Genomic DNA, 14,501 nt, shown 5'->3' with positions numbered 1-14,501 from the left:
CGAGATTCATGACCGGCACAGACGATGTCCTGCTTGTCCACGGCGGAACCCCGCTGGAGGGCGAGATCCGCGTCCGAGGCGCCAAGAACCTGGTGCCGAAGGCAATGGTCGCCGCGCTGCTCGGCAGCGGGCCCAGCCGACTCCGCAACGTGCCCGACATCCGCGATGTGCGGGTGGTCCGCGGGCTCCTCCAGCTGCACGGCGTGACGGTCCGTCCGGGTGACGAACCGGGCGAGCTGATCCTCGATCCCACGCACGTCGAGAGCGCGAACGTCGCCGACATCGACGCCCACGCGGGCTCGTCGCGCATCCCGATCCTCTTCTGCGGCCCGCTGCTGCACCGGCTGGGCCACGCGTTCATCCCGGGGCTCGGCGGCTGCGACATCGGCGGCCGGCCGATCGACTTCCACTTCGACGTGCTGCGCCAGTTCGGCGCGACGATCGAGAAGCGGGCGGACGGCCAGTACCTGGAGGCCCCGCAGCGGCTGCGCGGCACCAAGATCCGGCTGCCGTACCCGTCGGTGGGCTCCACCGAGCAGGTGCTGCTGACGGCGGTGCTCGCCGAGGGCGTCACCGAGCTTTCCAACGCGGCCGTGGAGCCGGAGATCGAGGACCTCATCTGCGTACTGCAGAAGATGGGCGCGATCATCTCCATGGACACCGACCGGACCATCCGGATCACCGGTGTCGACCGTCTCGACGGCTACACCCACCGGGCCATCCCGGACCGCCTGGAGGCCGCCTCCTGGGCGTCCGCGGCACTGGCGACCGAGGGCAACATCTACGTCCACGGGGCGCAGCAGCGCTCGATGATGACGTTCCTGAACACCTTCCGCCGGGTCGGCGGTGCCTTCGAGATCGACGACGAGGGCATCCGCTTCTGGCATCCGGGCGGCGCGCTGAACGCCATCGCGCTGGAGACGGACGTGCACCCCGGCTTCCAGACGGACTGGCAGCAGCCGCTGGTCGTGGCGCTGACGCAGGCCGCGGGCCTGTCGATCGTCCACGAGACGGTGTACGAGTCCCGGCTCGGCTTCACCTCGGCGCTCAACCAGATGGGTGCGCACATCCAGCTCTACCGCGAGTGCCTGGGCGGCTCCGACTGCCGCTTCGGACAGCGCAACTTCCTGCACTCCGCGGTCGTCTCCGGGCCGACGAAGCTCCAGGGCGCGGATCTGGTCATCCCGGACCTGCGCGGCGGTTTCTCGTACCTGATCGCCGCTCTGGCGGCGCAGGGGACGTCCCGGGTGCACGGGATCGACCTGATCAACCGCGGCTACGAGAACTTCATGGACAAGCTGGAGAAGCTCGGCGCGAAGGTCGAGCTGCCGGGCGGTTCACTCGTCTGACACGCGCGTACGGACAGACGGGCGGGGGTTCGGGGCACTGCCCCGGGCCCCCGCCCGTCTGTCGCCGGGGGCCGGCAACGGCAACGCAGGGCCCTCAGGGGCCAGGAACGGCCCTTCTGCGGCCCGTACGCCAAAGAGCGGCCACCCTGGTCGGGGTGACCGCCCTTCGTCGTGCCCAGGGGGTGTTACTTGCCCTTGGCGGCTTCCTTGAGCTTCGAGCCCGCGGAGACCTTCACGCTGTAGCCGGCCGGGATGTTGATCGGGTCGCCGGTCTGCGGGTTACGCGCGGTGCGAGCGGCACGGTGGGTGCGCTCGAAGGTCAGGAAACCGGGGATGGTGACCTTCTCGTCGCCCTTGGCGACGATCTCACCGACGGTCTCGGCGAGCGCGGCCAGCACGGCGTCGGCGTCCTTGCGAGTCACCTCGGCGCGGTCGGCCAGGGCGGCCACCAGCTCACTGCGGTTCATGTTGTTACTCCCGTGTTCTTCTTGCCTGTGAGGCGTGAGATCGAAGCCGATGCTGCCAGGGCCCTCGGACAGTCCCCGGACTCGGGTCCGTGTTAGACCCTCGCGCCCCGTGGGGTCTCCCCCCGGACGAAGTCCTTGGGAAAGCATCCTGCCCCCACCTGCGGCGGGAAAGCCAATCCGGCACCCTCCGGAGTCACACGAAAAGCGCCACTGCCTCGTCGTGGTGACGTTCCGTCGACTCCCCGAAAACGATCCGCAGCGGGTGCGGGGCTCCGCGGGACGCGTCGCCCGCCCACCCTAAAGGGGCGTTTGGGGCGCCGCGACCCGCGACGCGCCAAACATCAGACGGACGTGGGACCCGTCACAGCCGCGCCGGTCGACTTGGCGGCGTCCCGGACGGCTCCGGCGACCGCTCCGGCGACCTTGTCGTTGAAGACCGACGGGATGATGTAGTTCGCGTTCACCTCGTCCGGGGCGACGACATCGGCGAGGGCGTGCGCGGCGGCGAGCATCATCTCCGTGTTGACGGCGCGGGACTGGGCGTCCAGAAGTCCGCGGAAGACGCCGGGGAAGACCAGGACGTTGTTGATCTGGTTGGGGAAGTCGGAGCGGCCGGTGGCCACGACCGCCGCCGTCTCGCGGGCTACCGCGGGGTCGACCTCGGGGTCCGGGTTCGCGAGCGCGAACACGATCGCGCCCTCCGCCATGGCCGCGACATCGCCCCCGTCCAGCACGTTCGGGGCCGAGACGCCGATGAAGACGTCGGCGCCCACGACAGCCTGCTTGAGGGTGCCGGTGACGGACTCCGGGTTGGTGTTGTCGGCGATCCAGCGCAACGGCGAGTCGGGCGCGGCGGAGACCAGGTCCTCGCGGCCCGCGTGCACCACTCCGTGGATGTCGGCGACGACCGCGTGCTTGACGCCCGCGGCGATGAGGAGCTTCAGGATGGCCGTACCGGCCGCCCCGGCGCCGGACATGACGACCCGCACGTCCCCGATGGCCTTGCCCACCACGCGCAGCGCGTTGGTCAGCGAGGCCAGCACGACGATGGCGGTGCCGTGCTGGTCGTCGTGGAAGACGGGGATGTCCAGGGCCTCGCGCAGCCGGGCCTCGATCTCGAAGCAGCGCGGCGCGGAGATGTCCTCCAGGTTGATGCCCGCGAAGCCGGGTGCGATCGCCTTGACGATCGCGACGATCTCGTCGGTGTTCTGGGTGTCCAGGCAGATCGGCCAGGCGTCGATGCCGGCGAACCGCTTGAAGAGGGCCGCCTTGCCCTCCATCACCGGGAGAGCGGCCATCGGGCCGATGTTGCCGAGGCCGAGCACCGCGGAACCGTCCGTCACGACTGCGACGGAGTTGCGCTTGATGGTGAGGCGGCGGGCGTCCTCGGGGTTCTCGGCGATCGCCATGCAGACCCGGGCCACACCGGGGGTGTAGATCATCGAGAGGTCGTCACGGTTGCGGATGGGGTGCTTCGACTGCATCTCGATCTTGCCGCCGAGGTGCATCAGGAACGTACGGTCGGACACCTTGCCGAGGACGACGCCCTCGATGTCGCGCAGGCCTTCGACGATCTCGTCGGCGTGCGAGGTGGAGGAGGCCGCGATCGTGACGTCGATCCGAAGCTTGTCGTGGCCGGAAGCGGTCACGTCGAGGCCGGTGACCGAACCACCTGAGGACTCCACGGCCGTGGTGAGCTGGGAGACCGCTGTGCCGCTCGCGGGCACCTCCAGCCTGACCGTCATCGAGTACGAGACGCTGGGCGCCGTTGCCATGGCCGAGTCCTTCGCTTTCCTTAGCTTCATTGCTACGCGGCCGGGGCGGCAAAAACGAGAACAGCCCCGCACACGCTTTCAGATATTCGCACCTACCGGTGGGTAGCCGGTAATGACTGCCGCACTTCGGAAAGCATTTTCCACCATACGAGATATGAGGGCTCCAGCGGAACCCCCGGCGGGCCCGCGTCCCACCCTGCGCCCCGACGCATTCGGGCCACATCCGGGCCCCGTCAGGGCCGCGTCCGGCCCCGTGAACAGAAGCAGCGTCCGGCCCCCTGAACAGAAACAGACCCGCGTCACCGGGAGGCGACGCGGGTCTGTTTCTTCGGTCAAGCGGCACCGGCCCGCCATGCTCGCCTCGCGGCAAGTGGTCGCTCGAAGCGACTAAGGTTGGGCCCGGGGGCTTGGATCGAGCCGATGCCGACTCCAGGCTAACAAACCCCCCGGAGAAGTGATTCCCTCGGCGCGGGTTGACCCGGAAAGGGCCCCTCGGCCCGCTGCCGTACCGGTGGCGCGTCAGTCCCTCAGCAGGTCCGGCACCCCGTCCTCGTCGGGCAGGTCCCGCTCCCCCGACACGACCGTGAGCTGCTGCGTGGCCCGCGTCAACGCGACGTACAGCACCCGCAGCCCCGCCGGGGACTCGTCCGCGATCTCCGCGGGCGAGACGACCACCGTGGCGTCGTACTCCAGGCCCTTCGCCTCCAGGCTGCCCAGCGCGACCACCCGTTCGCCGAGCTCCGCGAGCCACTTGCGGGCCTGGACCCGCCGGTTCATCGCGACGACGACACCGACCGTGCCGTCGACCTCACCGAGCAGCCGGCGTGCCTCCTCGCGCACGGTCGCGGCCAGATCGCCGTCCCGCACGGTCTCGAAGCGCGGCCGGACGCCCGTGGAGCGGACGGCGGCCGGTGACTCCATGCCGGGCATCGCGAGCGCGAGGACCTTGGCGGCGAGCTCGGCGATCTCCGCCGGGTTCCGGTAGTTGACGGTCAGGGTGAACCGGCGGCGCGGACGGTTGCCGAGGGCCTCGTCGCGCGCCGCGGCCGCCTCGTCCGGGTCGGACCAGGAGGACTGCGCCGGGTCCCCGACGATCGTCCAGGTGGCGTGCCGGCCGCGGCGGCCGACCATCCGCCACTGCATGGGCGTGAGGTCCTGCGCCTCGTCCACGATGACGTGCGCGTACTCCGTGCGCTCCGCCGCGAGCCGTTCGGCCCGCTCCCACTGGGTCTCCTCCCGCTGCGGCATCAGCTCCTCCAGACCGGTGAGGTGGTCCAGCGGATCGAACTCGCGTTTGCGCTTCGGCCTGTTCGGGGTGCCGATCAGGTACTGCAACTCGTCCAGCATCGCCACGTCGTGGACGGACAGCGGCCCCTGCCCCGCGCTGTCGAGGCGCTTCAGGGAGCGCGCGAGCCGGCGCACCTCGCCCTGGTTGAGGGTCCGGCGCGCCCAGCGGGCGAGCCGCTTCTCGTCCGACATCGCGGCGAGCACCCCGCGCGGGGTGAGCTCGGGCCACCAGGCGTTCAGGAACCGGATGAACGGCGTCTCGGTGGAGACGTCCTCGTCGAACGACGAGCGCAGTTCGGCGGCCAGCTCCTGATCGGTGTAGCGGCCCCGGCCGGACGACCTGCTCCACAGCGCGTCCAGCAGCAGTTTGCGGGCGCGCGGGCGCAGCAGGTTGACCGGTGCGGTGCCGCTGAGGACGTTGTTCCGGATGCGCCGGAGCTCGTCCTCGTTCAGCTCGACCCGGGCGCCGAAGGCCACCACCCGCAGCCGGGTGGGCGTGGCGGCCTCCTGCGGGGCCTCCTCCGCGTCCCCGAACGCCAGCTGGCCGTCGTCCCCGGCGGCCGGCCGGGCCGCGGTGGGCTGTTCCAGCGCCCCGCGGGCCGCCTTGCGCAGCACATGGAGGATCCGGGACGAGCCCTTGATCCGGGCGACGGCCGGTTCGTCGTAGGTGGTGGCGCCCGCCGTGCCCGCCGCCTCGTCCGACAGCGAGCCGACCGCACGGATCGCGACCTGGCCCTCCTCACCGAGCGAGGGCAGCACCCCTTCGGTGTACGCGACGAGCAGCGGGGTCGGCGAGACGACGAGGATGCCGCCCGCGTACCGCCGCCGGTCCTGGTAGAGCAGGTACGCGGCCCGGTGCAGGGCGACCGCGGTCTTGCCGGTGCCGGGACCGCCCGAGACCTCGGTGACCGAGGCGGCGGGCGCCCGGATCACCATGTCCTGCTCGGCCTGGATGGAGGAGACGATGTCCCGCATGGTGTGGCTGCGGGCCTGCCCGAGCGCCGCCATCAGCGCTCCGTCCCCGATGACGGGGAGCTTCTCGCCCCCCTGGTACGCGGTCAGCTCGGGACGCATCAGGTCGTCCTCGACCCCCAGGACCCTGCGGCCCTTGGAGCGGATGACCCGGCGGCGTACCACCCTGCCCGGTTCCTTCGGCGTCGACCGGTAGAAGGGCGCGGCTGCCGGCGCCCGCCAGTCGATGACCAGGGGCGCGTAGTCGGAGTCGAGGACCCCGATCCGGCCGATGTGCAGCGTCTCCGCGATGTCGGCGGTGCTGTCCTCCCGTACTGCGTCGTCGGCCGGCTCCACGGAGGTGAAGGCGCCGTCGGGGCCGCGCTCACCGTCCTTGCCGAGCAGCAGGTCGATCCTTCCGAAGAGGAAGTCCTCGAACTCGCTGTTCAGCCGGTTGAGGTGGATTCCGGCCCGGAACACCTGGGCGTCGCGCTCGGCGAGCGCTCCGGGTGTCCCGACCTGGCCGCGTTTGACGGCATCAGTCATGAGAAATTCCGCCTCGTGGATCTTCTCCTCGAGGCGGCGGTACACATGGTCGAGATGTTCCTGCTCGACACCGATTTCCCGGTCCCGCAACGAATCGACAGCGGCATCCTGCGCGGCCACTGAGACCCCCTTCTGACGTGCATTGGGCAGCCGTCAACCCTATGCGACGCGGGGCCCGTCGCGCACCTGCCACGAGCATGTGATCTCGCCGGCCGGATCAGCGGCCCGCCCGGACCGGGCGGTCGGGGCCGAAGTGGCTACGCGCCGACGCTCACCAGCCGCTTCCCGTGGGACGTACGCGCCTCGAAGGCGGTGGCGTCGGCATCGTCCAGGATTCCCGGGGCGCACGCGCCCACGGCATCGTGCCCGGCCCCGGCCCCGGAGCCGGAAGGGCCGGCGGGGAGGCCTCAGCAGGGCGCGGCAGGGCTCCGGGGTCACGGCCTCGCGGGCGGGCCGGCCGGGTCCGCGTTGCGCCGCCGGTGCCGGGCGACCCGTTCGCGGTTCCCGCACACCTCGCTGGAGCACCAGCGCCGGCGCCGGCCTCGCGAGGTGTCCAGGTAGATCCGGCGGCAGTTGTCGCCCTCGCAGCGGCGCAGCCCGCCCAGGGCCGCCGGGTCGGTGAGCAGCTCCACGGCGTCGCGTGCCACGGTGGCGAGCAGCGCCCGGCAGTCGGGTTCGGTGCTGAGCCCGCGCACCAGGGCGCCGTTCCCGGTGCGCACGGCGCGCACCGCGGGCGGCGCTCCGGCGGCGAGGGCGTTGACGCGCTCCAGGGCGCCCTCGGCTCCGCGGCCGCCGAGTTGTGCGGTCAGCAGCCGGTCGACGGCGGTCCTCAATTCACGGAAGAGCACGAGCCAGTTGTGGTCCGCGGCCGCGAGCCGGGTGCCCTGCGGTACGGCCCCGGAGGCCACCAGCCAGTGGGCGAGCCGCTCGGGCCGGTCCAGCGGATCGGGGGCGTCGGCGCTGCCCTCCCCCGTCGCCACCAGGTCGAGACAGAGCCGCCCGGCGTCGAACCGCCAGTCGCACGAGCCCTTGCGCGTCGCCATGCGCATGTCACCGCCTTGGGTCCGGCCGCCGTCCACACCAGAGTGCCCCTACCGGACCCCGCCCGTAACCCCTGCCGCCGCGCGGACCCCGGCGGCGGGCGCCTCAGACGCCGCGCGCGACCGGTTCCCCGGTCAACGGGCCGTCGTGCAGGATGCGTTGGAAGAGGCGGTGATCGCGCCATTCGCCGTCGATGTGCATATAGCGCGGGGCCGTGCCGAAGTGCTCGAAGCCGCACTTGGCGAGCACCCGCTGCGACGCCACGTTGTCCAGAACCGTTCCCGCCTCGATCCGGTGCAGCCGCAGCTCGTCCCGGGCCAGCTCGCAGATCTTGCGCACCGCGGCGGTGGCCAGCCCACGGCCCGCGTACTCGACGTCCACCCAGTAGCCGAGCGTGGCACTGCGGAAGGACCCGAGCACCACGGCGTTGAGGTGGAACCCGCCGATCGCCCGGTCCTCCCCGTCCACCAGCGACCAGGGCATCACGCGCCCGGCCTCGCGTTCGGCCAGCAGTCCGGCCACCCGCTCCCGCTGCCCCCGCTCGGTGTAGAAGGCGTCGGGCCGCCGGGGTTCCCAGGGGCGCATGTACGTACGGCTGCGGGTCATCGATGCGGCGAGGGAGGCCGCGTCGGCCTCGGTGACGGGACGGAGCCGTACCTCCGCGTCGAGCCGGTGGGCGTCATTGATCATCCCCGCACGGTATCCCGGCGGTCCCGGGCGCCCCTTGGACGCCCGCGTAGGGAGCTGCGCGCCTGAGCGATGGAGCCGGGACGGCCCCGCCACTTCACTGGAGCCATGACAAACAGCCAGGCCCACCGGCCGGACCGCGCCCTCCACCATCTCGTGCTCGGTGGCGCCGCCGTCACCACCGGCCTCGTCGCGGGCACGTTCTACGTCTTCTCCTGCGCGGTCATGCCCGCGCTCGGCCGCAGCGACGACCGGACCTTCATCGAGGTCATGCGGAACATCAACGACGTCATAGAGAACCCGGTGTTCTTCGCCGGCTTCTTCGGAGCGCCGGCCCTCACCGCGGCGGCCGCCTGGCAGCAGCGCCGCTCCCCCGGCCCGCGCGGGTGGCTCTTCGCCGCGTTCGCCGTGTACGCCGTCGCCTTCCTGCTCACCTCGGGCGTCAGCGTCCCGCTCAACGACGAGCTCGCGCGGGCCGGGAACCCGGCGCGCATCGCCGACCCGGCGGCCGTGCGGGACCGGTTCGAGAACGCGTGGGTCGCCTGGAACGCGGTACGGGCGGCCCTGTGCACCGCCGCGCTCGCCCTCCTCCTGCGGGCTTCCCGCCTGCTGGGGCGACAGCTCCCTCAGGAGTCCGCGCACCCGGCTTCCGACGCCGGGTCCAGGGCCAGCCGGTAACCGCGTTTGACGACCGTCTGGACGATCCGGGGCACGCCGAGCGCGGTACGCAGCCGGGCCATGGCCGTCTCCACCGCGTGCTCGTCCGTACCGCTGCCGGGCAGGGCGCGCAGCAGATCGGCGCGGGCCACCACCCAGCCCGGCCTGCGGGCCAGGGTGTGCAGCAGGGCCATCCCCGCCGGCGGCACCGGGCGCAGCTCGCCGTCGACCAGGACCGCGTGGCCGCGGATCTCGACCCGGTGCCCGGCGACGGGCAACGTACGTGCCCGGGTGGGCAGTTCACGGCAGAGCACCTGGACGAGCGGGCCGAGCCGGAAGCGCTCCGGCTGGATGGTGTCGAGCCCGTGGGCCTGCAACGGGAGTGCGGTGACCGGTCCGACGCAGGCCGATACGACGTCGTCCCGCAGAGCGCTCAGGAGCTCGGGGAGCATGCCGCGCTCCCCGGCGCGGCGCAGCAGCGAGGCGGCGGCCGGGGCGCTGGTGAAGGTGAGGGCGTCCAGGCCGCGAGCGATGGTGAGGTCGAGGAGCCGGTCGAGCGGGCCGATGTCCTCGGGCGGCATCCAGCGGTAGACCGGGACGCCGATGACCTCGGCGCCGGCCGCCCGCAGCGACTCCACGAAGCCGGGGAGCGGTTCGCCGTGCAGCTGGAGGGCGATGCGGCGGCCCTCGATGCCCTGTGCCAGGAGCCGTTCCAGCACTTCCGCCATGGACTCGGAGGCGGGTGACCACGTCTCCGTCAGCCCGGCGGCCCGGACCGCGCCCTTGACCTTGGGGCCGCGGGCCAGCAGCTCGACGCCGCGCAGCCGGTCCAGCAGCCGGGCCCCGACGCCCCAGCCGTCGGCGGCCTCGATCCAGCCCCGGAAGCCGATCGCGGTGGTGGCGATGACCACGTCGGGGGCGCTGTCGAGGAGTTCCTCGGTGGCGGCGAGGAGTTCGCTGTCGTCGGCGAGCGGCACGGTCCGCAGGGCGGGCGCGTGCACCACGGCGGCGCCCCGCCGCCGCAGCAGCGTGGCGAGTTCGTCCGCCCGGCGCGCGGCGGTGACGCCGACCGTGAAGCCCGCGAGGGGCCCGTGCTGTTCGTCGTCGTGCATAGGGTCTACCCGGCTCTCGTCCCGCTGCTGCTCGATGGTGCGCAGGACCGACCCTGCCAACGATGCGTGACGGGCTCGGTTCGCCCGCATTTCCCGCCCGTTACGTCACCCGACACCGTGCGGCCATCATCACACCTCGGCATGGCCGAGCCGGGGCTCAGCCGGGGCTTCGCCGGCACGGCCGCGGGGCGGCGAAGGTATACCGTGCCGCCGGCCCGGTGCGGGCGCTCACCGCCGGCGCGGTCCCGGGGGCCGGGCCGGTTCCGGTTCCGGTTCCGGTTCCGGTTGCGGTGTGCCGCGTCCCGCGGCCCGCTTCCCGGTCCGCTTCGGTGCGCCGTTGGGCCAGAGCCGGGGCCGCCGTTTCGCCGCCACGTCCTCGACCCAGCCGACCGCGACGATCATCACCCCTATCAGGGGCCAGATCAGGATCAGCACGAGCGCGTCGTACGAGGCGTCGATGTACGTATCGAGGTGTTCACCGACCCATGGGATGTTCCACAGCTGATCGATGATCGGCATCGTCGCCATGAGCAGCATGTTGTGCCAGAGGTAGATCGTCACGGCCCGGTTGTTGGCCAGGGTGATCGGGCCGTCCCAGCCGGCCAGCCGGCCCGGCAGTTCCTTCCACGAGGGCGCGTACTGGAGCAGGATCGCGCAGAAGCCCAGTGACCAGGTGGCCTGGGCGAGCGGGATCTCGTCCAGGTTCCAGCCCTCGTCGGTGAGGTGCCCGGACGCCCACCAGAGGCCGAAGGCCATGATGAGCGCGGCCGATGAGACCGAGATGTAGCGCGGGATCTTGCGCAGCAGCCCGTCGTTGTGGGCGAAGCCCAGGATCCAGCAGGAGCCGAACGTGCCGAAGTCGACGAGCGCCTCGCCCGTCGCTCCGGGAACGGTCACCAGACCGGTGCCGATGACGGCCGTGAGGCCGATCGGCGCGAGCAGCGTCGCCCACGGCAGCCGGCGGAACGCCTTCAGCAGCAGCGGGGAGGCCAGGACGAACCAGAGGTAGGCGCGGATGTACCAGAGCGGGCCCGCCGCCTGTTCGGCCCACGACTGCTCCAGGAACCCGCTTTCGGAACCGCTCACCCACGGGTACGGCGGCGAGCCGACCGGCAGGATGTAGCAGCCCAGCTTCAGGAACCACCAGATGCCCTCCTCCCGCACCGGCTTGAGGCCCATCACGAACATCATCGGTACGACGAGGGCGGCGAACGCCCACATCGGCGGCAGCAGTCTGCGCAGCCGGCCGCGCAGGACGCTCCAGGCAGGCCGGGCCAGCGACCTGGCCATCAGGGAGCCGGCCAGGGCGAACATCACGCCCATGGACGGGAACAGGATGGTCAGCCAGGCCCAGCCGAACAGGTGGAAGATGACGACGCGGACGAGCGCGACGGCACGGAGCAGGTCGAGGTAGCGGTCGCGGCCGCCCGCCTTCGGCGCGTTGGCCGCCGGCTCCTTCGCGGGGGCGGGCACCGCCGCCGCGGTCTCGGGGGGCAGCGCGTACCGGGCGTCGGCGGGCGGGGCGTACCGGGCGTCGACGGGCGGGTACTGCCCCTGCCCGGCGGGTGCCCACTGCTGCTGCGCCGGGAACGGCACCGTGTGCGGCTCCCCGGGCGGCTGCTGCGGGTAGGCCGAGGGGTGGCTCGGGTGGGTCATGCGACGGGCCTCCGGTCATTGCTGCTGCCGCGCCGCTGGCTGGGTATCGAGCCGGGCGCCTCCACGGCTCCGGTGCGGCGCAGCTTCTGCCACCGCAGCCGGCCGCCGGTGAGAGCGGTGATCCAGGACTGGAGCAGCACCACGTACATGAGCTGCCGGTAGAGGATCTGCTGGAGGGGCAGCGAGATCAGATACGTCATGCGTTCCCGGTCGAGCCGGAAGGCGTACGCGGCGCAGACGGCCTGCACCGCCAGGACGCCGAGCCAGGCGAGGACCGTCTTCTGAGTGGGGCCGAAGACGAGTCCGTACAACAGGAAGACGTCGATGAGGGGCGCGAGCAGCGGGGCGACGACCATGAACAGGGCGACGAACGGCAGCCCGACGCGTCCGAAACGGCCGGACGGCCCGCGCTCGACGACCGCGCGGCGGTGCTTCCAGATGGCCTGCATCGTGCCGTACGACCACCGGTAGCGCTGCGACCACAGCTGCTGCACGGTCTCCGGCGCCTCGGTCCAGGCGCGGGCGTTCTCCGCGTACACGACGCGCCAGCCGTCCCGGTGCAGGGCCATCGTGACGTCGGTGTCCTCGGCGAGGGTGTCCTCGCTCATGCCGCCGATCCGGTCCAGCGCGCCACGGCGGAACGCCCCGACCGCGCCGGGGATGGTGGGCATGCAGCGCAGCAGGTCGTACATCCTGCGGTCGAGGTTGAAGCCCATCACGTACTCGATGTGCTGCCAGGCCCCGATCATCGAGTCCCGGTTGCCGACCTTGGCGTTGCCCGCGACGGCCCCGACCCGGGGATCGGCGAAGGGCTGCACGAGCTCGCGGACGGTGGCCGGCTCGAAGACCGTGTCGCCGTCCATCATCACGATGATGTCGTGGCGGGCGTGCGCGATGCCGTTGTTGAGGGCCGCGGGCTTCCCGGCGTTGCGCTGGCGCACCACCCGTACGTTCGGCAGCCACATCGCCTCGACGATGTCCGCGGTGCCGTCCGTGGAGCCGTCGTCGATCACGATGACTTCGACCGGATAGTCACTTGCCACCAGGGAGCGCACCGTGTTGGCGATGCACTCGCGTTCGTTGTACGCGGGCACCAGGACGGTCACCGGTCGGGTGACCGGCTCGCCCCAGCTGAAGTCCCGTTTCCGGACCCGGCGCGCGTGCACGAAGGAGAGCAGCAGCATCAGTCCGAAGCGGCTGATGACGAGCACCCCGATGACAGCGAGACCGGCCGCCATCACATCGGTGATGTGCTCCGAGACAGCGACGGCGTGGACGAACGCCTTGCCCTTCCAGAGCGCGAGGCCGGTGACCGGGGTGTGCGCGCTGGGGCCGCCGAGGGCGGTGGTGAGGTTGGCGAACTCGTACCCCTCGTCCTGCATCCTGGGCAGGAAGCGGTCGAGCGCGGCCACGGACTGGGACCGGTCGCCTCCGGAGTCGTGCATCAGGACGATGGCGCCCTTGCCGTGCTTCGGGGTGGCGTTCTTGATGATGGTGCGGACACCGGGGCGCTTCCAGTCCTCGCTGTCGGTGTTGTTGACGACGGTGAGGTAGCCGCGGCTGCCGATGTACTGGGTGACCGGCCAGGACTTGTCGTCCATGGCGTCGGCGAACGAGGAGTACGGCGGGCGGAACAGCGACGTACGGATTCCGGCCGCGCCCGCCAGCACCAGCTGGTTCTGCGAGAGCTCCCAGTCGATGCGGGAGTGGGACTGGTAGGAGAGGTCGGGGTGGTTGAAGGTGTGCAGCCCGACCTCGTGCCCCTCGTCGACCATGCGCTTCACCAGCTCGGGATAGCGCGAGGCCATGGTGCCGGTGACGAAGAAGACGGCGTGTGCGTCGTACTCCTTGAGCTTGTCGAGCACCCGCGGGGTCCACACCGGGTCGGGGCCGTCGTCGAAGGTCAGCACGATGTGGTGATCGGGGATGCGCAGGGTCTTGGCGGGCTCGGTCGCGCTGCGCGCGTCGATGACCGGTCCGCCTTCGAGGACCTGCTGGGGCACCTGGTCGGTGGCCGCAGGTGGCTGGATCCGGTGGTCGGCGAGGATTTCGCTGTGCACGTATCCGCGCAGCATCAGCATGGCGAGCAGGGCGACGAGGAGCAGGAACGGCAGCAGATAGCGCATGGGGAGCCTGCGCCGCCGGGTCCGCTTCCTGCGGTTGTGCCTGCCCCGCGTGACGGGGGTGGTCATTTACTTGGCGCCTTCTTGCTCTTGCGCAGGAGGGTCCGTGGACTCGACGGGCGGTGTCACGGTGTCCGGCGGCGGCGTCTCGGGGTCGGCGGGAGGCGTCGCGGTGCTGGTGGGCGGGGCGGAGACCGGGGTGTCGGCGGTCGGCGCGGTGCCACCACCGCCGCCGCCGCCGCCGGTCTCGGTCCGGTCCCCGGCCGGCACGATGGGGGCCGGTGCCGAGAAGCCGGTACCGGGCGCCGGGGAACCGGCGGTGGCGGAGCTGCCCGGCACCACCGGGGCGCTGCTCCCGTTCACCGGGGCGGACGGCGAGGAGCCGGCCGACGCACCGGGCGTCACCAGGGCGCCCGCGCTCTCGCCCGGCGTCGGAGGCACCTGCACCTCTTCCGCCTTCTTGTGCTCGTTCTGGCCGGAAAGCGGCAGAAACGGAGCGCTGGAGTTGCCGCCGAGGACGGCACCGACGAGCGTCACCGCGAAGCAGACGCAGACCGCCGCGATCACCCAGCCGAACCGCCGGAGCGTCTTGCTCCGCCGCCCGCTCTCGTCGACGAAAACAGGGCCGTCGGAGCCTTCCGGAGCGCCGGGTTCCGGTAGCAGCTCGGAGAGCTGCCGTCCCAGACCGTCGAGTTGGATGGTGACTTCGTTCGGCTCGTGTGTATGCCCCGCATGGGCACCTTCACGCCAAGTTTCCACTGTTGTACGCACTTCCCCCACTCAGGATCGGGTGCGCGCGAATGACCGGTTGTGTGTCGCCGGACCGGGCCCCCACCCTGTCCCAGCGCCC

General features: G+C 71.7%; 11 protein-coding genes. 2 read left to right on the top strand and 9 right to left on the bottom strand.

Features of this window, described 5'->3' with window-relative positions:
- The first annotated feature begins 8 nt into the window (after positions 1-8).
- Positions 9-1,349 carry a UDP-N-acetylglucosamine 1-carboxyvinyltransferase gene (murA, locus tag ACZ6S6_RS11370; protein WP_350996665.1) on the top strand — a complete coding sequence of 447 codons (1,341 nt, stop codon included), beginning with the start codon at positions 9-11 and terminating at the stop codon, positions 1,347-1,349.
- A gap of 185 nt (positions 1,350-1,534) precedes the next feature.
- Here murA and ACZ6S6_RS11365 read toward each other — a convergent pair whose 3' ends face one another.
- From ACZ6S6_RS11365 to ACZ6S6_RS11345, 5 genes are all read right to left on the bottom strand, one after another.
- Positions 1,535-1,816 carry an HU family DNA-binding protein gene (locus ACZ6S6_RS11365; RefSeq protein ID WP_003968811.1) on the bottom strand — a complete coding sequence of 94 codons (282 nt, stop codon included), beginning with the start codon at positions 1,814-1,816 and terminating at the stop codon, positions 1,535-1,537.
- A gap of 341 nt (positions 1,817-2,157) precedes the next feature.
- Positions 2,158-3,591 (bottom strand): NAD-dependent malic enzyme, encoded by a 1,434-nt coding sequence (locus ACZ6S6_RS11360; RefSeq protein ID WP_362961345.1) that lies wholly within the window; start codon positions 3,589-3,591, stop codon positions 2,158-2,160.
- Positions 3,592-4,110: 519 nt separating this feature from the next.
- Complete coding sequence (locus ACZ6S6_RS11355) at positions 4,111-6,420, bottom strand: HelD family protein (RefSeq protein ID WP_469705586.1); 2,310 nt, start codon at positions 6,418-6,420, stop codon at positions 4,111-4,113.
- Positions 6,421-6,809: 389 nt separating this feature from the next.
- Entirely contained in the window at positions 6,810-7,418 is a 609-nt protein-coding gene (locus tag ACZ6S6_RS11350; RefSeq protein ID WP_469705584.1) for a CGNR zinc finger domain-containing protein, read from the bottom strand.
- A gap of 103 nt (positions 7,419-7,521) precedes the next feature.
- A complete protein-coding gene (locus tag ACZ6S6_RS11345) occupies positions 7,522-8,106 on the bottom strand; it encodes a GNAT family N-acetyltransferase (RefSeq protein WP_469705077.1) in 585 nt (194 codons plus the stop codon).
- A gap of 105 nt (positions 8,107-8,211) precedes the next feature.
- Here ACZ6S6_RS11345 and ACZ6S6_RS11340 point away from each other — a divergent pair, with 105 nt between their 5' ends.
- Positions 8,212-8,781: an anthrone oxygenase family protein gene (locus ACZ6S6_RS11340; RefSeq protein ID WP_469705075.1), complete on the top strand. Its 570-nt coding sequence runs from the start codon at positions 8,212-8,214 to the stop codon at positions 8,779-8,781.
- Here ACZ6S6_RS11340 and ACZ6S6_RS11335 read toward each other — a convergent pair.
- The 4 genes from ACZ6S6_RS11335 to ACZ6S6_RS11320 all read right to left on the bottom strand — a co-directional run bounded on the left by ACZ6S6_RS11335 (position 8,730) and on the right by ACZ6S6_RS11320 (position 14,410).
- Positions 8,730-9,872, bottom strand: a complete 1,143-nt coding sequence (locus ACZ6S6_RS11335) for a uroporphyrinogen-III synthase (RefSeq protein WP_469705582.1) — start codon at positions 9,870-9,872, stop codon at positions 8,730-8,732. The two genes, ACZ6S6_RS11340 and ACZ6S6_RS11335, sit on opposite strands and share 52 nt — an antisense overlap.
- Before the next feature lie 228 nt (positions 9,873-10,100).
- Complete coding sequence (locus ACZ6S6_RS11330) at positions 10,101-11,528, bottom strand: acyltransferase family protein (protein WP_469705073.1); 1,428 nt, start codon at positions 11,526-11,528, stop codon at positions 10,101-10,103.
- On the bottom strand, positions 11,525-13,720 hold the full coding sequence (locus tag ACZ6S6_RS11325) for a bifunctional polysaccharide deacetylase/glycosyltransferase family 2 protein (protein ID WP_362961355.1): 2,196 nt from the start codon (positions 13,718-13,720) through the stop codon (positions 11,525-11,527). The genes ACZ6S6_RS11330 and ACZ6S6_RS11325 overlap by 4 nt, the downstream gene beginning before the upstream one ends.
- Positions 13,721-14,410: a hypothetical protein gene (locus tag ACZ6S6_RS11320; RefSeq protein ID WP_469705070.1), complete on the bottom strand. Its 690-nt coding sequence runs from the start codon at positions 14,408-14,410 to the stop codon at positions 13,721-13,723. It abuts the gene before it with no gap.
- Positions 14,411-14,501: the final 91 nt, after the last annotated feature.

The organism is Streptomyces sp. NPDC048671 (assembly GCF_055587045.1).
This window is presented reverse-complemented; position numbering and strand designations above follow the sequence as displayed.

Bases quoted from the DNA above. Each gene is read 5' to 3' on its own strand.
- murA (WP_350996665.1), top strand. From the start codon at position 9: ATGACCGGCACAGACGATGTCCTGCTTGTCCACGGCGGAACCCCGCTG.
- ACZ6S6_RS11365 (WP_003968811.1), bottom strand. From the start codon at position 1,816: ATGAACCGCAGTGAGCTGGTGGCCGCCCTGGCCGACCGCGCCGAGGTG.
- ACZ6S6_RS11360 (WP_362961345.1), bottom strand. From the start codon at position 3,591: ATGGCAACGGCGCCCAGCGTCTCGTACTCGATGACGGTCAGGCTGGAG.
- ACZ6S6_RS11350 (WP_469705584.1), bottom strand. From the start codon at position 7,418: ATGGCGACGCGCAAGGGCTCGTGCGACTGGCGGTTCGACGCCGGGCGG.
- ACZ6S6_RS11345 (WP_469705077.1), bottom strand. From the start codon at position 8,106: ATGATCAATGACGCCCACCGGCTCGACGCGGAGGTACGGCTCCGTCCC.
- ACZ6S6_RS11340 (WP_469705075.1), top strand. From the start codon at position 8,212: ATGACAAACAGCCAGGCCCACCGGCCGGACCGCGCCCTCCACCATCTC.
- ACZ6S6_RS11335 (WP_469705582.1), bottom strand. From the start codon at position 9,872: ATGCACGACGACGAACAGCACGGGCCCCTCGCGGGCTTCACGGTCGGC.
- ACZ6S6_RS11330 (WP_469705073.1), bottom strand. From the start codon at position 11,528: ATGACCCACCCGAGCCACCCCTCGGCCTACCCGCAGCAGCCGCCCGGG.
- ACZ6S6_RS11325 (WP_362961355.1), bottom strand. From the start codon at position 13,720: ATGACCACCCCCGTCACGCGGGGCAGGCACAACCGCAGGAAGCGGACC.